At 64.7% G+C, this 22,385-nt stretch carries 20 protein-coding genes; 10 read left to right on the forward strand and 10 right to left on the reverse strand.

The window, feature by feature from the left end:
• Positions 1-242: 242 nt before the first annotated feature.
• The gene (locus AC5RWU_RS11710; RefSeq protein WP_494032857.1) at positions 243-428 is read left to right on the forward strand and encodes a hypothetical protein; all 186 of its coding nucleotides are present in this window, start codon (positions 243-245) and stop codon (positions 426-428) included.
• 18 nt (positions 429-446) lie between these two features.
• Here the strand turns inward: AC5RWU_RS11710 and AC5RWU_RS11715 are convergent, their stop codons facing one another.
• The 9 genes from AC5RWU_RS11715 to AC5RWU_RS11755 form a co-directional block, all read right to left on the reverse strand.
• A complete protein-coding gene (locus tag AC5RWU_RS11715) occupies positions 447-737 on the reverse strand; it encodes a hypothetical protein (RefSeq protein ID WP_494032856.1) in 291 nt (96 codons plus the stop codon).
• Positions 738-1,279: 542 nt separating this feature from the next.
• Positions 1,280-1,705 (reverse strand): DUF4913 domain-containing protein, encoded by a 426-nt coding sequence (locus AC5RWU_RS11720; RefSeq protein WP_494032855.1) that lies wholly within the window; start codon positions 1,703-1,705, stop codon positions 1,280-1,282.
• Between the two features lies 1 nt (position 1,706).
• A complete protein-coding gene (locus tag AC5RWU_RS11725) occupies positions 1,707-3,491 on the reverse strand; it encodes a type IV secretory system conjugative DNA transfer family protein (protein ID WP_494032854.1) in 1,785 nt (594 codons plus the stop codon).
• On the reverse strand, positions 3,488-5,140 hold the full coding sequence (locus tag AC5RWU_RS11730; protein ID WP_494032853.1) for a putative type IV secretion/conjugal transfer ATPase: 1,653 nt from the start codon (positions 5,138-5,140) through the stop codon (positions 3,488-3,490). The genes AC5RWU_RS11725 and AC5RWU_RS11730 overlap by 4 nt, the downstream gene beginning before the upstream one ends.
• Entirely contained in the window at positions 5,140-6,660 is a 1,521-nt protein-coding gene (locus tag AC5RWU_RS11735) for an SCO6880 family protein (protein WP_494032852.1), read from the reverse strand. The genes AC5RWU_RS11730 and AC5RWU_RS11735 overlap by 1 nt, the downstream gene beginning before the upstream one ends.
• Before the next feature lie 8 nt (positions 6,661-6,668).
• Entirely contained in the window at positions 6,669-8,471 is a 1,803-nt protein-coding gene (locus AC5RWU_RS11740) for a hypothetical protein (RefSeq protein ID WP_494032851.1), read from the reverse strand.
• Positions 8,464-9,207: a DUF8175 domain-containg protein gene (locus AC5RWU_RS11745; protein WP_494032850.1), complete on the reverse strand. Its 744-nt coding sequence runs from the start codon at positions 9,205-9,207 to the stop codon at positions 8,464-8,466. Before AC5RWU_RS11745 ends, AC5RWU_RS11740 begins: the two co-directional genes overlap by 8 nt.
• Positions 9,208-9,247: 40 nt before the next feature.
• Entirely contained in the window at positions 9,248-9,556 is a 309-nt protein-coding gene (locus AC5RWU_RS11750) for a hypothetical protein (RefSeq protein ID WP_494032849.1), read from the reverse strand.
• Positions 9,556-10,170 (reverse strand): DUF6668 family protein, encoded by a 615-nt coding sequence (locus tag AC5RWU_RS11755; RefSeq protein ID WP_494032848.1) that lies wholly within the window; start codon positions 10,168-10,170, stop codon positions 9,556-9,558. Before AC5RWU_RS11755 ends, AC5RWU_RS11750 begins: the two co-directional genes overlap by 1 nt.
• Positions 10,171-10,335: 165 nt before the next feature.
• Between AC5RWU_RS11755 and AC5RWU_RS11760 the strand changes: the two genes are divergently transcribed.
• From AC5RWU_RS11760 to AC5RWU_RS11775, 4 genes are read left to right on the forward strand one after another with little or no spacing between them, the layout of a single operon-like run.
• Complete coding sequence (locus tag AC5RWU_RS11760; protein WP_494032847.1) at positions 10,336-10,578, forward strand: helix-turn-helix domain-containing protein; 243 nt, start codon at positions 10,336-10,338, stop codon at positions 10,576-10,578.
• A gap of 16 nt (positions 10,579-10,594) precedes the next feature.
• A complete protein-coding gene (locus AC5RWU_RS11765; protein ID WP_494032846.1) occupies positions 10,595-12,049 on the forward strand; it encodes a MinD/ParA family ATP-binding protein in 1,455 nt (484 codons plus the stop codon).
• The gene (locus AC5RWU_RS11770; RefSeq protein WP_494032845.1) at positions 12,049-13,161 is read left to right on the forward strand and encodes a transglycosylase SLT domain-containing protein; all 1,113 of its coding nucleotides are present in this window, start codon (positions 12,049-12,051) and stop codon (positions 13,159-13,161) included. Before AC5RWU_RS11765 ends, AC5RWU_RS11770 begins: the two co-directional genes overlap by 1 nt.
• A complete protein-coding gene (locus tag AC5RWU_RS11775) occupies positions 13,158-13,751 on the forward strand; it encodes a hypothetical protein (RefSeq protein ID WP_494032844.1) in 594 nt (197 codons plus the stop codon). Before AC5RWU_RS11770 ends, AC5RWU_RS11775 begins: the two co-directional genes overlap by 4 nt.
• A gap of 254 nt (positions 13,752-14,005) precedes the next feature.
• Here the strand turns inward: AC5RWU_RS11775 and AC5RWU_RS11780 are convergent, their stop codons facing one another.
• Positions 14,006-14,437, reverse strand: a complete 432-nt coding sequence (locus AC5RWU_RS11780) for a hypothetical protein (RefSeq protein ID WP_494032843.1) — start codon at positions 14,435-14,437, stop codon at positions 14,006-14,008.
• Positions 14,438-15,850: 1,413 nt separating this feature from the next.
• Here AC5RWU_RS11780 and AC5RWU_RS11785 point away from each other — a divergent pair.
• From AC5RWU_RS11785 to AC5RWU_RS11805, 5 genes are all read left to right on the forward strand, one after another.
• A complete protein-coding gene (locus tag AC5RWU_RS11785) occupies positions 15,851-17,722 on the forward strand; it encodes a MarR family transcriptional regulator (RefSeq protein ID WP_494032842.1) in 1,872 nt (623 codons plus the stop codon).
• A 145-nt stretch (positions 17,723-17,867) separates the two neighbouring features.
• The gene (locus AC5RWU_RS11790; protein WP_494032841.1) at positions 17,868-18,452 is read left to right on the forward strand and encodes an AAA family ATPase; all 585 of its coding nucleotides are present in this window, start codon (positions 17,868-17,870) and stop codon (positions 18,450-18,452) included.
• Entirely contained in the window at positions 18,445-18,678 is a 234-nt protein-coding gene (locus AC5RWU_RS11795) for a toxin-antitoxin system HicB family antitoxin (protein ID WP_494032840.1), read from the forward strand. Before AC5RWU_RS11790 ends, AC5RWU_RS11795 begins: the two co-directional genes overlap by 8 nt.
• A gap of 789 nt (positions 18,679-19,467) precedes the next feature.
• Positions 19,468-19,893: a hypothetical protein gene (locus AC5RWU_RS11800; protein WP_494037004.1), complete on the forward strand. Its 426-nt coding sequence runs from the start codon at positions 19,468-19,470 to the stop codon at positions 19,891-19,893.
• 593 nt (positions 19,894-20,486) lie between these two features.
• Complete coding sequence (locus tag AC5RWU_RS11805; RefSeq protein ID WP_494037005.1) at positions 20,487-21,794, forward strand: ParB/RepB/Spo0J family partition protein; 1,308 nt, start codon at positions 20,487-20,489, stop codon at positions 21,792-21,794.
• Positions 21,795-22,385 lie beyond the last annotated feature (591 nt).

A 22,385-nucleotide genomic window follows, 5' to 3' on the forward strand; every position in this document is an offset into this window, starting at 1 on the left:
GCCATTCCTGCATGGCAGGATGCGGTGGACACACTGGGTCCGCCGCTCGAGAGCCGCCCGCTGCGGAAAATAACTTGTGCCAGCTTTCAAAGCCTCTGGCTAGGATTCACCGGGTAGCCGTAGGCTAAGCGCAAAGCCGTCTCCTGAACTGGGAGTCTGTGCTTGTGTTTCGTAGAAGGATCACAGCAGCCACCGTGGAGGCATAGCGATACCTTCCAGGTGTGGATCACTGAGGAGGTCGTGTGACGCGGGAATGGTCTACCAAACGGAAAGTTCTTGTTGGGGCGGCGCTCGGAATCCTTGGCATTGCTGCAGCTGTGCTGCTGCCCTCAAGCCTGCAGTTTTTGGCAGTCGTCCTCCAGACCCTGTTCGGTCTCTACATCTGCTACTTGGCTTATGAACACGTAACCAGAGAGCGCGAACAGTGAGGCCCTGTGAGTCCGATGCTAATGCTTGGTATGCGGGCCGTTCTGGCCACCTGCGTCCGAATCCGCTGCTGCAGCAGCCTTTAGTTTCCGCAAGTGATGGATCGCCATTACCAGTGCAATGGTCGAAAGTATGGGTGTAACGGGCAGGAACCAGTCTTTGATTTCTCCGGCGAGCAAGAGGGCAATCAGCATTGCCCAGAAGCCTGCGGTGAGAATGGCAATGCCGACTACCGCGACCTTAGCCTGATTTACGTTCGGCCTTGGACCTACTCCCGGTCCCCTGCCCTGAAAATTATTCGGAACGAACATGATTCCACTTCCGCATGCGTAGAGGGCCTCAAGTAACTCGCTGCAGCTTTCTGAAACCTCAGTATATGAATCACACACTGCGCCGCTATAGCCATTGGCCGCATAGCAACTGGTCTTAAGGCGGCCCGCTCTTACTGCCTCTTGGCTCGACTGCCCGACGGTTCTTTCAGATGAATGCGCCAGCAGGTCCCTCCGGCGAAAAGCGTCTCCCAATCGATTCAATGCAGGACTCTGACAAGACAGAGCTGGTCCTCTTCCCGTGCAAGGAACGGATCATCTTGCCACCATGTCTTGCAAGGAAATCCTGGTCGGGTGTGCTCAGTTCTGGTTCCGAGACATGTTTGAGGGTTTGGATGCGTCCGTTAACCGGTCTTCCCACCGAACACACGCAGCAGTCACCTGCGATGCCCTGTGGGACCTTGGAGTCAGGAACCTATTCAGGCATATCCGCCTGTGATTTTCGGCTGTTACTTACGGCGACTCCAAGACGACCGGCTACTACCAAGACCCCGCCTACGGCGGAGGCCTTCGTCATGTCCGGATCAGGCGAACAGTTCAGCGGGGGGTGTCTCCAGGGGCAGGTCCTTCACCTTGGGGTTGTGGCCGTCCTGGAGGTTGCATCCCTGAAATGGTCCGTCGGCGGACATCAGGCGCGTCATGTGGGGGTCGGCGTGGTCGCGCCACCATACGGACATGCCGGTTTGTCCGTCCAGGCGCAGGTGTTCCCAGGAGCGCCACAGGGCCTCCAGACGGCTGAACGCTTCGGGGTGCAGCCACCACTGTGAGCACCACAGCAGTCCGCCGGTGCCGGCGATGTCGGTTTTGCGGCGGTAAATCACCGCAAGGTGTTCCATAAACGCGGGCAGGTTCTTGAAGTGCAGCTCCGGAGCGGGGTTCTCCTGTTCGGGAGGGGCACTCTCCTGTGTGGTCTGCTGATCGTCGGATTCCCATGCCGCTTGTACGTCCATCTCAGCCTTCCTTGGCCAGGGAAGACCAGCGGTTGGCGGCGGCTGTTTCAGCTGCCGCCGCAGGCTCCGGCTGCGGTTTGGACGGGTCGTGGGCATCCTCGGATGCGGCGGATTCGGCGGCGTAGGGCCGGGCGCTGATCGGCACCGTGCGCAGCAGGGCGGCCCGGGCGCCGGAGCCGAGCATCACGGCCCGTCCCCGCGGCAGGGAGGCGAGGTCCGCGACCGAGAGGATTTCCTCGCGGGAGTCCTGACGGCTGGTGGAGCGGCCGTCCTTCTGGCGGGAGACGGAGACGGCGGTGTACTGGTACTGGCCCACGAGCTCGGAAAGCATCTTCAGGAAGCCTTCCTCTTTGACGTTGCCGCCGTAGGTGAAGACGTTGGCCGTGGAGAACAGCTTTTTCATCCCTGAGTCATTCCAGACATCCACGCCCTGGGACCAGGACTGCAGGAAGGTGGAGACGACGATGCCCCGGGAGCCGTAGTGGCTGTAGAGGTCGGGCAGGTTCGCCCAGCGGCAGACGTTGGCGGCCTCATCGAGCACGCACAGCATCGGTGTGGCCAGCCGGCCGCCGCGCTGGGTGACGGCGTACTCTTCGGCGGCCGTCACGGTGGCGACGGTCAGGGAAGTGACCAGGGGCCCTGCGGTGCCTGCGCCCTCCTTGGAGAGGGCGTAGAGGGTGTTTTTGCCCCGCACGAACTCTTCGGGGTGGAACTGCGGCCGGTTGTCGTCGGGGCCGGCGGGGTTGACCCAGGGTGCGATCTTCTCGTTCTTCAGACATGAGGCCATCTGACGGGCAGTGCCGTAGATGCCTTCGCGCTGCTTATCCGGGGCGTTAATGGCACCGGCGACCGCATCGGCTTCCTTGGCCCATCCGGCCTCGCGCAGGTACTGCACAGCCCGGTCCTCGGTGGGACGGGTCAGCCAGTAGTGCACCCGTTCGATGGGCTCTTCGCCCACGGCGGCGGCCAGCAGCAGGCCTGCCAGCAGGTCCTTGCCGGCGGAGTCGAAGTAGGCGTCTCCTGACTTGGTCCCGGCCGCGCGGGAGCCAAGGGCGAAGTTGGTGGCCATCTCGGCGGCCCGTTCGCTGTCGGTGACGTAGGTCAGCGGGTTCCACCACCAGGTGGGTTTCTCGCCGGCCACACCCTGCGGGTCGAAAACCCACACATCGCCGTCCTTGGCGCGGATGTCGCGGGTCAGATCGGGCAGGTCGCGTTTGTTGGAGGTGGCAATGACCGGACCCGGTGCTTCGATGATCGAGGGGGCGGCCTGGCTGGTGGTCTTGCCGGTACGGGTGCCCCAGATGTGCAGCAGGGTGTCCTCCCAGGAGGCGTAGAGCGGAGTTCCGGTGCGGACCATCTTCCCGAGCATCACGCCCGGCGCGTCGACGCCGAAGCGCTGGGCCTTCTTCTCGGCTTCCTTGAGAGTGAACGGAGCGACATCCTTGATGGAGGCCATGTAGCGGGCGGCCCGATCGTGGCGGACCCGGTTCTTGTTCCGGCGGTGGCGAATGATCGCCGCCCACGTGAGCAGGCCCAGGAACAGGACGGCGACCAGGACCACGAGCAGGATTTCCACCCACCGCCAGACGACGGCGCCGGTGAGTAGCCCGAAGGCCACTGCCCAGAACCCATCCGGGATCCCCTCCGGGCGCGGGATGAGGGTGTGTCCGAGCGAGGCTACGACCCAGAGAGCCGAAGGCACCCCGAAAAGCAGGGCCATGCCTGCGGCCAGCAGGCCGGTCTCACCGTTGACACCGGCCTTGCGCTTGGCATCGAGTGAGCTCATCGCTGACCACCTTCGCGGGCTGCACGGGCCTTGGCCTGATGCCACTTCTTCTCGGTGTCGTGCACCTGGGACCGACGCTCCGTGGGCGTGAACTGCATCTGGAACGGGATCCCGGCCCGGGAACCGACCTTGATGAAGAACTTGCCCTGCCCCGGCGGGGGTTCCTCGGTACGGTCGTCGTCGTACCATTGCCGGTTCTCTTCGGTCTCGAGCCAGGCCTGCAGCTCGGTGTCGCTGATTTGCATCGCTTCGTCGAGGGAAGCGAATACGTCGTCGTTGGTGTATTCCAGGGTCTCGTCGCCGCGCCGGTTCCAGGCGGGCGGGTCCTGCCAGTGAGCCAGCTGTTCCTGCTCACGCAGGCTCAGCGGCACCGACGGTGTCAGCAGCGGCATTTCCGATTTGGCCAATCCGCCCAGGATCTTGATTCCGGTGCGGGCGAGGATACCGCGGGCCTTGGCCCGGTCGGCTTCGTTCTGGACAGCTTCCAGATCAGACGGGGTGTGGGAGGCCATGATCTGCCCGACGCCCCACTCCCGGTTCAGACGGGTCAGGGCGTTGACCTGGTCCACGATCCCGGGACCGGCGGCCAGGGTGTTCCACAGCTCATCGAGAATGACCAGGAACCGTTTGCGGTCGATGACCCCGTCGTCGGCCAGCAGGTTCGAGGTGATCACGGTGCCGAATCCCGCCGACCAGCACGCCATCAGGGTTGCGGCCCGCAGGTCGTTCTCGACCTGGGAGATGCGGGAGAGGTCGAACACCATGGGTTTGCCGGCCTCGATGCGGCTGGTGGAGGGTTTGGCGAACATATCGCCGAAGATGCCCGCCCCGCACAGGTTGGTCAGGGAGCTTTGGAGGCCTTCGGTGATCTCGTTGTAGCGGCGGTCATCGCCCCGGTCCAGGGCTACGGTTCGCACCGCCTCGGGCTTGTCCGTCAGCACCTGCAGCAGATCCTTCATCACGGGGGTTCCCGTGTGGCGTTCGGCCAGGACGGTGAGGCACCGGTCCAGAACCGAGTGTTCCCGTTCAGTCAGCGGCGCCTTGCGCAGGATGGCGATCAGCGAGGTGATCACCGTGCGTCGGCGGGTGTGGGTTTCGGTCAGCAGTTCCTCCCTGCGGGCCGCAGACAGCAGCCGGGCGGCGGCCACGGCGCCGCAGTCGTCCAGCGGGTTGATGTGCCCGACTCCCCGCCCCAGCGGCAGTACCGAGCCGCCGAGTTGTTCGATCATGGCCACATGTTCGCCTTTGGTGTCGCCCAGGATCATGGGTGAGACTCCGAAGGCGGCCAGTCCTAAGGCCATGCGCCGCAGCAGGGAGGACTTACCCAGGCCCGGATTGGCCATGACGAAGGCCGAGGGGTTGGAGATGAGCCGGCTGTTGAGGAACCAGCTGATCGGGTCACAGCAGACGGGTTCACCGGTGAGCAGGTTGCGGCCCAGCGGCACGCCTTCCATCGGGGCCCCGCCGCCGGTGGCCCAGGGGTAGAGGCCGCAGACCTGGACGCTGGTGCCGCGGAACTCGCGCGGCGCATCGAGCACCAGTGCCTCGCCGCGGCCGCGGCCCTTCCATCCTCTCGGGCCTGGACGCTTGGGGCTGCGCAGGGTGTTTTCGGAGGAGCGGGACGTCGAGGTCTTTCCGGCTGTTGCCATCAGAGGGCCTCCCTCACATTGGTTGGCAGGGCCATGTGGTCGGGAATGACCACGCCCAGGGGCAGACCTGCGGCGAAGGTGGAGTCCTGGGACCCGAACGCTTCGCGCAGACGGATACGGGCCGAGGCAGCAAGGTTCTCGATGACCGCTTCGGCGTCGGCCAGTTGGTCCTCGTTCCAGACGGTCGCGGTGACGACCATCCCGAAGTTCAGCAGTCCCGCCCCGGATGCCTCTTCGGCAGCCGTGGCACGGGCCGCCCGCAGGTCACGGGTGTCGCGGGCGGTTTCGCGGTTGCGGGTGGAGGCGTTGAACAGGGCCGTGTTGACATCGTTTTCCACCAGGCTCGCCGCACGGGCCGGGTCGATGGGCCGGTAGAGCATGGTCACGCGCTTGCGCGCGATTTCCGGGGCCGGTTCCAGCAAGCCCTGCAGGATCGTGGCCTGGATGGTCGAGCGCGGCGGCAGCGACATCATCCAGGACTTCGATACGGCGTTGTCGTGGCGGTAGCTGTCCCAGCGCGCTTCGTGGGCCTGCGGCCCGCAGTCGTGCCATTCCAGTTTGGGGGCCCGGCCATCGGCATGGGCCTGGTCGAAGAGCGCGGCCTCCGCCGGGTCGTAGGCGACCCGGATCGTCTCGAACAGTTGCTGGGCGGTGAGCGGAACGGCCACCCCGGCCCCGGTCCCCGACAGGGATGAAGTGATCGCCGGTAGACGCGCGGCCAGATCCTGCCCCATTTCTTCGGCTTTTCGGGGACGGCCCCCGGCACGCAGGATGGATTTGAACGTCACTGCCACATAGGCGCGGGTGGTGGTGGCCCCGGAGGGGAGCATCTGTACGGCCTCGTTCATCACCTGGCGGGCGAAGTCCGGAGCGTCGTCAACCATGCGCGCATTGACCTTGCGGGCAAGCCGGTAACCGGTGTCGGGGGCGGTTTCGACGGTCACCGACGCTGCCGTCAGGCCTGGTTCATCGGTGAGCATGCTCAGCCAGTGGCCCCAGCGGGAGACCCAGCGGTTCATCTGCTCCTGGTCGACCATTCCGCCGCCGTCAGGTTCGGAGCTGAACACCACAGTGAAGTGCCCCTTCTGCGGGACTTCAATGAGCGCGAAGGGCCGCCCGTAGGCGTCCATGTGCTCGGTTACCCGGGAGCGGGCCGAGATGCCGGGCAGCTGGTTCGTGCCGCCGGGCACGAGCCCGGTGGGGCCGGAACGGTAAATGTTGGCCCCGGTGTAGCGGGTATTCCACCAGCCCAAACGACGCACGATCCGCTCGACGAGGGTCATGCCGTGCTTGTCCTTGACCACGGTCATCCCGACGGCCACGGCGATCAGCAGAAGCACCACGGCCGCCGCGACCCACTGGCTGAGCATCACCAGGAACACGCAGAGCACCGCACCGATGATCAGCAGGGTCGTCGCTGCGGTGGACAGTCCCGCCAGTCCCTTGGACTGCGGAACACGGTAGTTGCCGAACTGCAGGGGACGGGCGTCTTCGCGGTTTTCAAATCCGGTCTGTTCCATGGATTCCCTCATTTCCGGCCTGGCCGGCCATCGGCTGAATCACCTGTCGAACGGGTGGGCTGGGCACCCTTGAGGGTGGCCTTCGCGGGCGGGGCAGCGCTGCGGCCGGTGGACGGTGCTGCGCGTCCCGTCGCGGACGCACCCGAGGGGGCCGGGCCGCTGGCTCCAGCACCTTCAGTGCGGCCCGGAGCCCGCCCGCCCTTGGCGGGGGTACCTGGGCTCTGCCCGGCCGCTCCCGAACCGCCTGGGCCCTGAGATCCCTGCGCCGGGGCACCGGAACCGCCGGTTCCTGCCCCGCCGCCCGCTGCTCCCTCGCCCATCTGAGCGCTGGAGGCGACGTTGCTGGTCAGAGTCTCCTTGGCCGCGGTGGCAGCCTTGGCGCCCAGCGTCACAGCCGCTCCGACGCCGGCGGTGGCCGCCCCGGCGGCCGCCGCCGTACCTGCTGTTCCGGCCGCCTTGCCTGCTGCAGCCGTTGCGCCTGCACCGGCCGGGGGCTTCCCCGCCAGGAAAGCCTTGTCCCCGCCCCCAGCGGGCGGTGCGCCCGGGCCTGCGGAGCCGAACCCCCGACCGCCGCGGCCCAGCATGGCAGCCCCAGCCGGGATCGCCGCCGCAGCTCCGGCCAGCGCGGCCCCGCCGCCGCCGTTGCCGGACATGGCACCCATGATCGGGGAGAGGAAACCGATGAGCATGGGCAGGGCCAGTACGGCTGCGGCAATCATCATCAGGCCCGCACCAAAGGTAATGATCCCGTTGCCGCTGTCCTCCCAGACCCCGCTGGTGCTCATCTTGATTGCGACGGCGTAAATCACGGCCGCCGCCGGCTTGTAGAAGATGAAGGCCAGCGTCCAGCCAATAATCTTCATGAACCAGTTCCGGCCCATCTCGGTGTTCGTGAATGCCGCGCTCAGGGGCAGCAGCCCGGCCAGGAGAAAAAGCATCCCGGTACGCAGGACCATGAGCATGATCTGGATCAGATTGACGAGCAGGGCCACGATGCCGCCGAGGATGATGAGAATCAGGTTGCCACCCAGCCAGTTCTGGCCACCGGTGACTACCGCATTGTCGATACCCAGCTCGTTGTCCATCCCGAGCAGCTTGACCAGATCACTCTGGAAATCCGGACCAACGGCGGAGTCGATGACCTGCACGGCCAGGGCATCGGCCAGTTCGATCAGGACATTGACGATAGTGACGCCTCCGGCTGAGACCAGCGCCAGGGTCAGCAGGGACTTCAGCAGGTCGCGGGCATGTTCCCCGCGCTGGGTCCAGCCGATTTTCACCCCCGCGATAATCGTGCTCAACACCGCCAGCGCCAGCGTCAGGTACAGGGTCTGATCCTGGATGAATCCGACGGTCCCTGAAACGTTGGCCTGCCGGGCAGGGATGACGAAGGAAATCAGTGAGGTTGCCCCGCTGATGAGGGTTGCGCCTCCGAAGACCATGGTGCTGGTAGTCACCAGGCCCGTTCCGTCCCCGCGCCTCGCATTGGTCGCCAGGGTAATGCCGAGCATGATGACCGAGAACACCGCCAGGGCAAGACCGATCCAGGAAGCATAACTGAGCGCGGTGGCCACCTGTGCGTTGAAGGGCCCGCCCTGGGGTGCATCGATGGGTGTGCCGGTGTCGGTGACCAGGGTGGCGCTTTCGATCGTCACCCAGATGGTCGCCAGGGAGGCAAGGGTGTCGATGACCGCGCTGGTCACGCCGTCGGCGATCTGGTCCATGGCATCACCGGCTGCGCCGGTCATTGCTTCCGCGATGCCCTGCCTGCCCTTACAAGCAATGTCGAGCCAGTCGCACTGCTCAGCCATTGCTGGTCCAGGGGATGTAGCGGGAGAGGTCTGAGACCCGGCCCGAGACAGGACCGCCGGTGCCGTCGTCAGCCCGCACCGACTTCCAGTCCCCGTCCTGCCACACCAGGTCCACGCCCGTGGTCATGTGGGTGAGTCCTTCGCCGTCGTCAAAGGACATCACGACCTCGACTGTGGCCTCCGCATCGGAGTAGGAAAGCAGCCGGAACCCGGCAACCTCCATGGGGATAGCGGCCCCGCCGCTGTCGAGCTGCCGCTGAATCTGAGTCAGTGCAACGTCCTTGCCGGGACTGTCTACCGTCTGGGAACGGGTTGTTTCCAGCAGCAGTTCGGGATCGGCAGAGGACACCAGCAGGTTGGTAGCAGCCAGCAGCGCCCCCTCAGGCGTGTGGGAATAGCAGGACCGCACTCCGGTTGCCTCGTCGATGCGCCCGGGACCGTGCTCCTCTGATGAGGGCGCATCGGTGGCGCCGATGGGTTCCCAAGTCACCTCCGGGGCCTTGGTAAGCGTTTTTCCGCCGGTGGCCTTCAGTCCGCACATTGAGCCCGAGCCGGCGGGAATTGAGGATGCCTGCGGCGTCGCAGCCGCCGGGGGCTGCGACGCCGCAGGTTCATCGCGGGGCCACATCGCCAAAGCCAGACCCGCGGCCGTCAGCAGCGCCACCACAATCGCGGAGAGCACAAACCGGGGCGTGGTCCACCACTTCTTGTGGTCCATTTCGTTCTGGTCACTCATATGAATCTCCTTCGCGCGTAAATGGCCCTGGCGGTGTGTCTCAGGCGGTGCCGCCGCCCGATCCGGTGATGAATCCGATCAGTGTCACGCCGCCGGAAACAAGAGTGACCGCGAGCATGACCTTGATCAGCGAGGAGATTTCCTCGGTGGTTTCGCCCCGGCGTGCGTCGAAGGCCATTTTTCCGCCGATGAGCAGCAGCCCCAGGACGCAAACGCCCAAGGCAATCCACTTGCCCACCCCGACGATGCGGTTCCAGGCATCACCGAGACCGGGGGGCGCCAGCGGCTCGCTGTCCGGCAGCGTTGCGGAAATAGATGTGAAATCAAGAGCCATCAGAACGGCGTCCATCAGTTCTTCCCTTCAGTGATTTCTGTGGCCGCCTCATCAATGGAGATGAGGACTTCTTTTGCCTCCTTGGCCAGCCGGTCGTCGTCAACCGAGCCCTGGAGCCGCAAATCTTCGACCCACGGCACCGTCCAGGTGCGTGGAACTCCCCCCGCTAATACGCGGGTCCGCCCCCGCAGTTCCCGTGGAGTTCTGCCGGGAGCGGCAGCCACGACCACGAGTCCTGCGAGAACCACCTTCGCGTGTCCGCCGGCGGCCCAGTCCCGGGCGGCGAGTCTGGCCGCTTCGAGCCCGCGAAACGTTTCACGGGCGACCAGGAACACCACCGGGGCCGGGGTTCCCGGTTCCGGGGACGGCCAGCGATGGTGACACTCGAAGCCACCGAGCAATTCCGTCAGGGTGGTTTCCCCGGCCCCGCCATGAACTCCCAGCCAAAACGGACCCGAGGCCGAGGTGGGGAACCATCCAAGCCGCTTGTCATCCGCAGGGGCCGTGATGCCCTGCTGAGGAACCTGGGCTCCCCGTAGGACCGGATTGTCTTCTGACGGGGGTTTTTCCGCGACCGATACCGGTCCGGGCTGCACGGGTGCGACCAATCCCGTCCATCGGTTGCTCATTTGCGCTCCTTGAGGACTTTATGCCCGTGAATGCAACTTCGTAGACTGATTTCTACTTTTGCTACCAGCTCAATCATAGGAGATCGGAACCTACTTTGTGCAACTATATTCAACTATTTACCACTCTGGTGTACTTTGGGTCTTGTGATCGCGGGAGTGATCTTCATGTCTGACTCGCTCGATCGGCTCTTCGAGGGGCTGCCCGAGCGGCTCTCCGTGCAACAGCTCACGGAGGTACTCGGTCTGGCCAGCACGACAGTGACTTATCGGTGGCTGCGGGACGGACGCGTGCCGGCCATTCGGCTCGGCTCGCACTGGCTCATCCTCCGGGACGATGTGAAGGCCCATCTGCGCGCTCACTACAACGTCCCCCCGGGCAGGGACACCGGGGCGGAGGACACGGACTGATACGGAAGGACCCTCCATGGCCCAGGCACTCGATCGTCCACGCTGCACGGCGATGATCACTGAGAACGACACCGTTCAGGTCTCCATCGACGGCGTGATGACGCCGCTCGACTCGATGGGCGATGCCATCGCCCATCTGGCCGAGACCGCGCGCACCCTGCGCCGCCCGGTGAAGGTCACTGCGGTTGATCCCTCCTCGGAGCACGAGCCGGAGACCTATCTGATCGTGGATCCGGACGGGAACATCTCTGTAGATGCGGCCGCCGCCCAAGCCGCCGGCGGCCGCCGCCGGGGCAGCGGCCCTGTCACGCTCGAACAGATCGTTCCCGCCCCCGCTCCGGAGCCACCTGCACCGGAGCTGCTTGCCGCCGCATCCGGGAACCGCCCCGAGGTTCCGCTCCTTCAGGCCGTCACCGCGCCGTCGGCGGTCCTGGATGCCTCACCGTCAGTTGCCGAGGAATCCGCCGCTGCCGACCCGGTCATCACGATGACGGAACCGGCACCGCCTGCTCCTGTGGTGTCAGATCCCGTCGTCAAGAAGGTCCGGGACATCGACTCGGCGCCCAGCTTCATCGCTGCCGAGAGCTCCCCCGCCGAGGCCCCCGCGATACAGGGCTGGCGCGGCCAACTCAACCGGCTGGGCCTGCACCTTGCACCCGGGCCGAAGGAAGTATCCGAGCGGGAAGACGTTGCTGCCGTCTCACGGCACTGGATCGGCTCGCGCACCATCGCTGTGGTCAACCAGAAGGGTGGGGCGAACAAGACGCCGACGGTCGCCCTGCTGGCCGCCCAGTTCGCCCTGCACGGCGGCAGCGGCGTGCTGGCCTGGGACAACAACGAGGCCATGGGGTCGTTGGGCTGGCGCACTGACGGTGCCGGCCACGACGCCACCGCCCTGGACCTGATCCGCCACGCGGACCGCTTCCTCACCGCCGGGGCGAAGGCAGCGGACCTGGCCGCCTTCGTCCACCACCAGGCCGAGGACGCCTACGATGTTCTGCGTTCCGATGAGACCCCGGGCAACACCCACGAGATCACCGGGGCCGAGGTCGACGCGTTGCACCGGGTGGCCGAGAAGTACTACCGGCTCGTCATCATGGACAGCGGGAACTCGACCCGGGGCGAGAACTGGGCGCACATGATCACCCACACCGACCAGATCGTCATCGCCACCACCACCGAATCCGACAAGGCCCAGGGCGGGGTCAACGCCCTCAAGGCCCTGCACGCCAGAGGAGACGGGGCCGCCGAGCTGGCCCGCAATGCTGTGGTGATTATCTCCGAGCTGCTCCCCTCACACAGCACCAAGGCCCACCGGATCGCCGAGGAGTTCAGCCCGTTCGTCCGCGACGTGGCCATCGTCCCCTTCGATCCCCACCTGGTACAGGGACGCATCCACCACCGCCAACTGCGCCCGGCGACCCGCCGGGCCTGGCTGCACGCTGCAGCTTTGGTCTCCCAGGGCTTCTAATGGCGGTCCCCCGCCCCCGGACCGTCGGCATCGCAGCCCTGCTGCTTCTTGGGCTTGTGCTGACGTTCATCGTCGGCCTGATCCTGTTCGTCACCGTCCTCGCCGCGGAAGAGGACACCTCGGCGCAGTCCTCCAGCTGCACCGTCACTGCGGCCGGCAACGATGACGGGAAGGGCGCCGTTGCCGTGCCCAACGGCTGGGGCGTACTGGTTGATGCCGCAGCCCAGGAAGCCGGACTGCCGGCCAGCCTGGTGGCCGCGCAGCTTCAGCAGGAGTCCGGATGGAACCCGGACGCCCGCAGCCCCGTGGGAGCCCAGGGGCTCGCCCAGTTCATGCCGGGCACCTGGGCCACCTACGGTAACGGCGGTGACCCCTTTGAACCCGCCGACGCCATCGCCGCTCTCGGCCGCTACATGGCCGCACTGAAAGACCAGGTCCAGCCCATCGCAGGAGACGACGCCGACGAACTCGTACGTCTAACCCTGGCCGCCTACAACGCCGGCCCCGGAGCCGTACAGAAACACAACGGACTCCCGCCGTACCCGGAGACCCAGCAGTACGTCCAGAGAATCCTGGACCGCGCCCAGGGCACCTTCTCCGCCGACTGCAAGGCCCCAACCGGAACCCAAGCCTGGAACGGGGACCTCGGCGACGGCGAATGGACCACGCCGCTGCCCGGAGGCACATTCACCTCCGGCTACGGCGGCCGCGCTCTGGCAGGTGTCCCCAGCTGGGCCAACGAACACGTAGGCGTCGATATCGCCACCCCCGGCGGGCCGGGCGGCCGCGGCGGAGTCGTAGTCGCCCCAACCAACCTGCGCATCACCGGCTTCAACGAAACCGACGGGTGCGTCATTGCCAAGGAAAACGGCGACGACCCCGACTTCGGCTTCGCCTTCTGCCACCTTCACGCCTGGGACGTGGCAGAAGGCCAAGAACTCAAACGCGGCGACATCATCGGCACCGAAGGCAACCGCGGCCGGTTCGGAATGGCCGTCCACCTGCACTTCGAGATCTACAAACCAGACGCCCCCGACGTCGTGTTCCCCTACCAGGGCTACAACCTCAACCCCGAACCCATCCTCAAAGAGAAAGGAGCCTGGCCGCAATGACATACCGCCAGCTCTGCCTGACCGCTGCCCTCACCCTGAGCGCACTGTCGCTGGCCGCATGCGGCTCCAGCAGCCAGGCCCCACAGGACCCGCCCAACGACGCTGCTCCCTCAGCCGCAGCCAGCCCCCTGCCTGGCGAGGGCACCTTCGTCTCCCCGGCAGATGCCGACCGCACCGATGCCGACTCCACCGCCGAAATCACCGCACTGATGCTCCACTCCTGGGACACCGTCACCGACCGGACCGAAACCGCCGCCGCTATCCGGGCCACGCCGCTCATGTCAGAAGAATGGGCAGCCAACCAGGTCGAACCCGAACGTAACGCCGCCGGCCCTGGGTGGCTCACCGCAGCCGAACACCGCGGCTACAGCTCCCCCACCATCGCGCCCGCTCTCGGAGACATCAGCCGCAACATCGCCGAAGACAAGGCTATCCGCGCCTACGACGTCGACTGGACCTGGACCGCCCGCGACGATGCCGTCATCCATGACACCGGCCGACGGCAGATCACCATCTATCTCGAGAAGCACAGCGGACAATGGCAGGTTGTCGGACACCAAGCGCAGGACATCCAAGTAGCCCCACAATGACCCGGGAACGGGCGGGCTGTGCCTCCCCGATTTCGGCCAACAGTGCAGCACTGCCCGGCGGATCGTTCCCCAAGATACGATCCGTCGGGCAGTGCCCAATTTGGCTTTGAGTTTTCAAAGAGCCCATGAGTCAGGCTCTGCCCGCCCATCGGCTCTGAGCCTATCACTCATGTGTGACGCATGTGTGAGTGTGGGTCGGGTGATAGCAGTGTTACGAAACCTGCCGGACTTGAACTGAGGTTGCCGAGAGGCGGCTAGGTGTCCTCGTCCAGAATTTTGGTAATCGCCCTTAGCGCTTCAGGATCCACCGGACCGAGGGCCCGGGCGGCAAAGTTTCGCACCTCAGCACGCCTCATGCTGCGGATCAGCTCCAGCTCCGCCTCAACACGTTCTGGCAGCTTTCCCTCCTCCTGGAGGAGGTACTCAGGATCGACGTCGAATACGGAGGCTATTGCCCGCAGTGCTTCATCCGGAACCACTTGCTCTTTCCCGGATTTCAGCAATGACCATCTGGTCCGCGACAGATAGTAGCCGGCCTTCTGGGCTCCATCGCGGATGGCCGGATAGTCAAAGGGCTTACCGGTGTCGGACATAATCACGTCCAGGAGGAGATTGATCTTCCGTGCGAGCGTTTCGGCCCGGCGGAGCCCCGCTGCCCGCTGCGGCGACAGATCGAAATCGCTCACGTGATCCAGCTCCAATTGTTAGCTCCGACGAAACAGCCGAAGGTGACTATTCCGATAAGGGCGCCGGCCAAGGCTTCGCCCCAGGTGTGTTCCCTAAGGGCGGTCCGACTCACCAGCATTATCGGTGATAGTACCAACAGCCAAACAAATGCTGGACCGAATACCGCGGTCCCCCAAAGAACAGCGAAGGTTATGACGGACACGTGCGCCGAGGCATTCATCCAGCGCCGCGCCAATGCCAATCCCGCATTGCCAGCAACGAGTCCTACAACTGTTGCCGGAACGGGGGCCGGGACGTTCAGCAAAGCACAGGCAAACGCCCCGACAACAGTCAGTATTGTAACCACCTTTGTCCGCCAATTCGCCGGCAAACCCAGCTTCCCGGCGATCAGGGGAAACTTCTTGTAGGTGAATCCGGGGATGACGATGATGCCGACGGCAAGGACAGCCGCGCCGAAAACCCCGAGTCCGGCCTTTATTCAGGCCAGGACAAGGACCACCAGCACGGTCAAAAGATACTTGGATCGGCAGTTGAAGCTGGGCGACAGCCGTCTGCGGTGTTCGAGGCGGGAGGTCTGAACAGTCAGCACCGTCCCAACTTTTTCGCATCACATCTCCACTACACTAAAAATTGCACACATGATTCACGCATGTGTGAGTAGACTACTTACCGGCGGCAAACTGCCCCCGGAAAGACCGGACAGCGCTGCACACATATACCAACCATCGATTAACGATGCTTGCCACGAGGAGGGCGACATGCCAGGAAGTGCCCCACAGACAATCCAACCCTGGTCGGAAAGTCTTTCTGCCCGCCACGACACGCTGTCATCAGCCTCTCGCTTAAACCTTATTCCTAAGGCTCGCCTCGCAGGGAACCCGGACCAGGGATTGCGGGATTCGTTCACGATGTCCTCTCAGCCGGACTCACGCTGGCAGAAGGGCGACACACCCTCGAATATCCGATTCAGAAATCATTTCGTAAGCAATCATGAACACATGGAACGGTACAAAGCTGGTCCCGGGCGGCCAAGTAAGGGCGACAGGGATGTCTTGATCACGCGCCCTGCGCGCGACGTTGGAAATGAGATTCGTCGCCGCGCCCAGGCTGCAGGAATCCCCTACGGTGAGTACATTGCAGCACTGCTCGCACACGCAGTAGGCAAGCCGGACCTTGCTCCCCCGTCAGCATCACAGGAGGCCTTGCTTATCAAGCGCACCGCATAGAAAAAGGCCCGTCCTTGCGAACGGGCCTTCTCAAAGTTTCTTACTCACTACCGAACGTTTCCGGCAAGATTCCTCGGTACTGAGCGACATACAGATCGGGCTTTTGCATGCCCTGTTCCATATGGAGTTGGTCCCATCATACATGCACACCCTTTTTCGGGAAGGGATGCGCTGCCTGTCGGCGGCGTGTCGGGCGCTGCGTTCAGCGATTCCGTTTTTGCTGACCGTGAGGCAGCCGAGACGGAATGGCGCGCTCTGGCGCGGTTGATTGCCTCGCAGCCGCGGGTGCGGCAGTCCCGGGATGGCGGCAAGAGCTACCGGGACAGCGGCGAACGCGACCTGACCGATCAGCTTCCCACCCTGCCTGCCGCAGTGCGCACCTGCGGCAGGGACGGATTGGTGCGCACTCTGTGTCTTGATCTGGATGCCGGCCGCGGCGGCCAGGACCAGGTCGAGACCGATTACCGCCGGCTGCGAGCCTGGTTCACCGCCCATGAGGTGCGCTGGATCGAGGACCAGTCCCCCGGCGGCGGACGCCACCTGTACATCCCGCTGAATTTCGGGGTGGTCTTTACCGATGCCAAGGAGTTCGTGCAGGCTTTGGCCCGCCGCTACCCCAGCCTGGATGCGGGCCCGCATGAGAACGCCGGCACCGGGGCCATCCGGGTGCCGGGCAGTGTCTGGAAGAAGGGCGGCTACCAGCGGCTGACCATGAGCCTGACCACCGCCTATGACATCGCCCGGCGGCAGCGGAACAACTGGACCGGCTGGTCGAGGCTGCGCGAAGACCTGAAGGACGAACTGGCCGCGGTGCGGCAGCGCCCCACGGAACCGGCCGCAGGCGCATCTGAGTGGCTTGAACCCGGCGAAGACTTCATCCCCCAGGTTGGCGGGAAGCGTACGCTTCCGGCGGCCAAGGAACAGATCGCCCGCAGCGGCATCTACGACACCGCCCGCTACCGCTCCCCCTCGGAGGCACGCCAGAGCGTGCTGGCCTCGGCCGCGGCAGCCGGCTGGTCCCTGACCGACGTGCAGCAGCGGATGCACCAGAACATCTGGACCGGGATGGTCGCCTTCTACGCCCGCTACGCCCCGGTACATAAGGCCAAGGCCCTGCGCCGGGACTGGACCAAAGCCCTCACCTACATCCAGAACCTGCGCCAAAAACCGTCCACCCCAACCGCGGGGAATGACAATGGGCACAAAAGCTACACAAGCCCGCCACCTACACACCCCCCTGTGGTAACCCTGCTTCATTCGCCCGGCTCGCCGAACGAATACCAGTACCTGCGCTCCTGGCAGAACGCGTTAATGATCTTTGAAGAATCCCTGCTCGGCTCGCGGGCCGGGCTGGGCACCCGGATGCTGCTGCGGGCCATGGGCGAAGCCGCCAACAAGGCCGGCAGCCGGTTCATCGAGTTCGGAGTCCGGTCCCTGGCTTTGGCCACCGGCACCCACGAGACCACCGTGGCCCGCCAGCTGCGGGACCTCGCTGCTGACGGATCCGGGATGATCCGGCTGGCCGGTGAAGGCCGCGGGGTGAGGGCGGATCTGTATGAGCTGACCATCCCGGCCCAGTACCGGGACCGGGCAGAAGCTAAAGCATGGCGACCCGGTAAAATCCACGCCCTGCGCCCCGTCTTCCGTGAACTGGGCATCACAGCAGCCTTCGTCTACGAAACCCTCGAACAGGCCGACAAACAGCTCACCAGCACCGAAATCGCCCGAACCAGCGGCCTCTCCCCCAGAGCCGTCAGCCAGGCCCTGGAAATTCTCGCAGCCTGGAACCTCATTAGCCGCACCGACGGCCGCTGGCGCATCACCACCACCAGCCTCCGGGCCCTGGCCGACCGCTTCGGAGTACTGGAAGAAGTGGCCTTACAGCTGAACCGCTACCGCACCGAACGTGCCCTCTGGCACCAATGGCTGGCCAAGCGCCCGCTCACCCAGGAGCCCGTCCTGGCCGGCTCCAGCGATGACTATCCCTTCTGGCAATATGAGGGACCCCCGGATAATGACCAGACCATGGCCGGACTGCTCTACGCACAGGCATCGTAGAAGCAAGACAAGACCGCAGCGCCGGTTCGGACCCGTTAGATGCTGAAGCTCCGAGCAGGGCTGGCAATGGCCGCGGCTTCCGTAATTCTGTAAACACGCTTTTCTGTCTCTCTGTATTTCTGTGTTTCTGTGTTAGCGTGGCGGCATGATTCTTGCGCTGACAAACCTGAAGGGCGGGGTGGGAAAAACCACAAGTTCCCTCTATCTCGCCTCGGTCTACGCTCAACAAGGCACTACTGTCCTACTGGACGCCGACCCCCAAGGTTCGGCATCAGACTGGACCGCACTGGTTGAGGAGGATGGAGGCACGCTCCCCTTTGACGTCAAAGTAGTCAACCAAAGGACCATGAGCCGCGCGGCCAAGGGGTACGACTTCGTTCTTATCGACACTCCCCCGGGTGACGCCCGAATTATCGACGCAGCCATTGACGCCGCTGATATGGTGCTCATCCCAACCGACGCCTCCGCACTCGATATTCAACGGGTATGGCCTTCGATTGACGCCGCAACCCAAAAAGGGAAACCGGCAGCTGTGCTCCTTATCAAAGCCAGGCCAAACACCCGCAGTCTCGCGGCTGCAATCGAAACGTTCGAAGGGGCCGGAGTGGCTGTAGTCGACACCCACATCCCCCTGCGTGAAGAGATCAAAACTTCCTACGGCACCGTTCCCATGACATTTCACGGCTACGAGAGCGTCGCTGCTGATCTCCTGGAGGCCCACAATGGCTGAGAAGAAATCGCTGTCCGACAGGATGAAACCGGCCAAGCCGATTCAGTCGGCCGCGGGAGACTCTTCCGTGGCTGCATCCTTCAAGAAACCCGCAGAGGAATACCCCAAGCGGCTGACACTGGACCTCACGGTCACGCAGCACCGGAAATTGAAGATCCGGGCAATGAACGAAGGCGTTTCCATGAACCAGCTACTCCGCGATTACATCGACACCCTTCCCGAGTAGGAACTCACGGAATACAAGATTTCCGTGTTTCTGTAAATCTGTGTTTCCGTGAACCTGAAGGGCGCTGAAGTCGAGCTTTGGGATCATGCAGATTTCGCAACCCAATAAACAGTCCTTCCCATGCTTAGAGAAGGATGCCTGCCGAGCCTTAATCGCAGGCATCCTTCCAAGCACGGGAACGTAGGGCCATCCAGCTGCCCACCATGCTGCCCGCGCCATGCCGCCGCTGTGGACTGCAGCGACCAAAGGGTCTGTAGAATCCCGGCCGAAGAACACCCGCGAACCAGCACGCCTCCCGGGCCAGGCCTCGGACCCCGTTGATTTCACCCGAATCACCGAACCCGGCGACCTCGCCTAACTGCCCGGCCTGGCGGCGAACCAAACCCTTCTGTGTTTCTGTGAATCCGTGTATCTGTGCTCGGGGCGGGCGTGGAGGTCCGGGCTGTGGGGGAGCGGTCCTCGCTTCGCTCGGGCTGTTGCCGGCGGCTCCTTCGTCGCCGCCGGTCCTTCGTTTTTTGCTGCTGCCCTGCGGATCATACGCGCCGGCTCCGCGGTGTCCAGCCCCTCCTGCGTCGGGGCCAGGAACGGGGCAACTTTGCCGCACGCGCTTCGCTTCGCTCGCTTATTCCGCGCGGCAAACTTCCCCCGCCCGTGCCCTGCGGGTGGACACCGCTGCGTCCGGCGCATGAGCACTTCGTGCCAGCAGGCAAAAAACAACGGGGAAAGGCAGACGCTGGCCGGTACACCAACCGCTGACCCGCCCCCAATCCTCCGCAAAGGACACACACCATGAACACCAAAGCCACCGCCGAGCAGTTCGTTACCGCCGACACCCTGGAAACCGTCACGGCCTCGGCACTGCCCGAGGACGACCGGACCGGGGACGGCTACGACTGGATGGATCACGTCGACGACAACAGCAGCTGGTCCATCCTGCCGCACTGGGGAGTCGATGGTTGGGACGCCGGAAGCTGGCCCTACATCATCCTTGCTGTGACCCGCACCCGGGACGAGACGGGCGAACTGTTCGGATTGGGCGTGTACGTCGAGGGCGACACCTCAACCCGCTACTACCGGACCCAGGAAGCACACTGGCAGGGAATCACTGAGGAAGTGTTCTTCCATTGGAAGAACGGACAGTCGGACGGACCAAAGGAACTGCCCGAGACAGCAGCCGAGCTGGAGGATATCTACCGGAAGCCCTACAGCCACTAGGACCGGCTCAGGACCCCCGTTGCACGCGGAAGCGGGGGTCCTTCTGCCTATCGGGTGGCGGGGCGGTGGCCTCCTCCGCTTCGCTTCTCCGGCCGCCGCCGTCCACGCTGGCGCGGGTGCGGCCATGGCAGGCACCCAGTCATGCAGTTCCAGCCCCGAAACAGAAATACAGAAACACGGAAATCTAGTTTTCTGTGTTTCCGTGAATCCGTGTATCTGTGCTCGGGGCGGGCGTGGAGGTCCGGGCTGTGGGGGAGCGGTCCTCGCTTCGCTCGGGCTGTTGCCGGCGGCTCCTTCGTCGCCGCCGGTCCTTCGTTTTTTGCTGCTGCCCTGCGGATCATACGCGCCGGCTCCGCGGTGTCCAGCCCCTCCTGCGTCGGGGCCAGGAACGGGGCAACTTTGCCGCACGCGCTTCGCTTCGCTCGCTTATTCCGCGCGGCAAACTTCCCCCGCCCGTGCCCTGCGGGTGGACACCGCTGCGTCCGGCGCATGAGCACTTCGTGCCAGCAGGCAAAAAACAACGGGGAAAGGCAGACGCTGGCCGGTACACCAACCGCTGACCCGCCCCCAATCCTCCGCAAAGGACACACACCATGAACACATCCGCACTCGAACAAGTCAGCCCCTCGGAGCTGACAGTGGACACCAACGTCCGCACCGCCGCCGGGCTGACCACGGACTTCTGCGCCTCCATCAAGGAACACGGCGTACTCGTGCCCGTCGTCGCCCACCGCAAGGACGACGGCACCCTGCATGTGCTGTACGGCCAGCGCCGCACCCTGGCCGCCGTCGAGGCCGGACTGGACACCATCCCGGTCTACGTCACCGAGAGCCTCGGCGAGGCCGACCGGCTGGCCAAGCAAGTGGTCGAGAACGACCACCGCCGCGCGCTGACCGACGCCGACCGCACCGAAGCCTTCCACCAGCTGAGCCTGCTGGGCACCAGCGCCGCCGCCATCGCCAAGAAGACCGGAGCCACAAAGGCGACCGTGGACGCGGCCCTGAAGGTCCGCGCCAACGACACCGCAACCGCCGCACTGGCCAATGGCCTGACCCTTGAACAGGCCGCCGTGATCGAGGAATTCAGCGCCCACCCCCAACTGGTCGAGAAACTGGAAAAGACCGCCGCCGAGACCCCCGGCAACTTTGCGCACACCGCCCAGCGGATGCGCGACGATCTGGCCCGCGCCCAGGCGCAGGCCGAGGCCGAAGCCGAGATCATGGCCAAGGGCCTGAAACTGGCGGATGCGCGGATCGGGTACTACGACTACAAAGGCCCCGAATGCATCATCCGCGACCTGACCACCGCCGAGGGCGAGCCGGTCACCGAGGCCGACGCGGACGGCGCAGTCGTCAGCACCGGCTGGAACGGCAAGGTCAACGTCACCTACGTCGTGATGGACTGGAAAGCACGCGGCTACCGGCGCAACGGCAAGCCCGGAGCCGGCGGCATGAACGAGGAAGAAAAGGCCGAACGCCGCCGCGTCATCGAAAACAACAAGGCCTGGGACTCGGCTGAGGCTGTTCGCCGCGACTGGCTCAAGACCCTGCTGGCCCGCAAAACCGCCCCGAAGAATGCCCTGCGGTTTATCGCCCACAGCATCGGCAACAACGCCTACACCGTCGCCGACGGTATCGCCAAGCACAGCACCTTCACAGCCGACCTGCTCGGAGCCGCACCCAACTACGGGGAACTGGCGAAAATCACCGCCAAGCCCACCGGGCGCCACGACATGACCATCCTGGCCGCAGTGCTCGCTGGCTACGAGAAAAGCCTCACCCGCGCCTCATGGCGCGACCCGCGACCGTCCGCCCGCTACTACCTGAACCAGCTGGCCGAATGGGGCTACACCCTCAGCGAGGTCGAGCAGATCATCACCACCGAAACCCCGGAACAGTAGAGAAAATGGGGAGGGCAGGGCAACCTGCCCTCCCCGTTTATCGGGTGGCGGGGCGGTGGCCTCCTCCGCTTCGCTTCTCCGGCCGCCGCCGTCCACGCTGGCGCGGGTGCGGCCATGGCAGGCACCCAGTCATGCAGTTCCAGCCCCGAAACAGAAATACAGAAACACGGAAATCTAGTTTTCTGTGTTTCCGTGAATCCGTGTATCTGTGCTCGGGGCGGGCGTGGAGGTCCGGGCTGTGGGGGAGCGGTCCTCGCTTCGCTCGGGCTGTTGCCGGCGGCTCCTTCGTCGCCGCCGGTCCTTCGTTTTTTGCTGCTGCCCTGCGGATCATACGCGCCGGCTCCGCGGTGTCCAGCCCCTCCTGCGTCGGGGCCAGGAACGGGGCAACTTTGCCGCACGCGCTTCGCTTCGCTCGCTTATTCCGCGCGGCAAACTTCCCCCGCCCGTGCCCTGCGGGTGGACACCGCTGCGTCCGGCGCATGAGCACTTCGTGCCAGCAGGCAAAAAACAACGGGGAAAGGCAGACGCTGGCCGGTACACCAACCGCTGACCCGCCCCCAATCCTCCGCAAAGGACACACACCATGAACAC

The organism is Arthrobacter sp. B0427-1-12 (assembly GCF_059092905.1).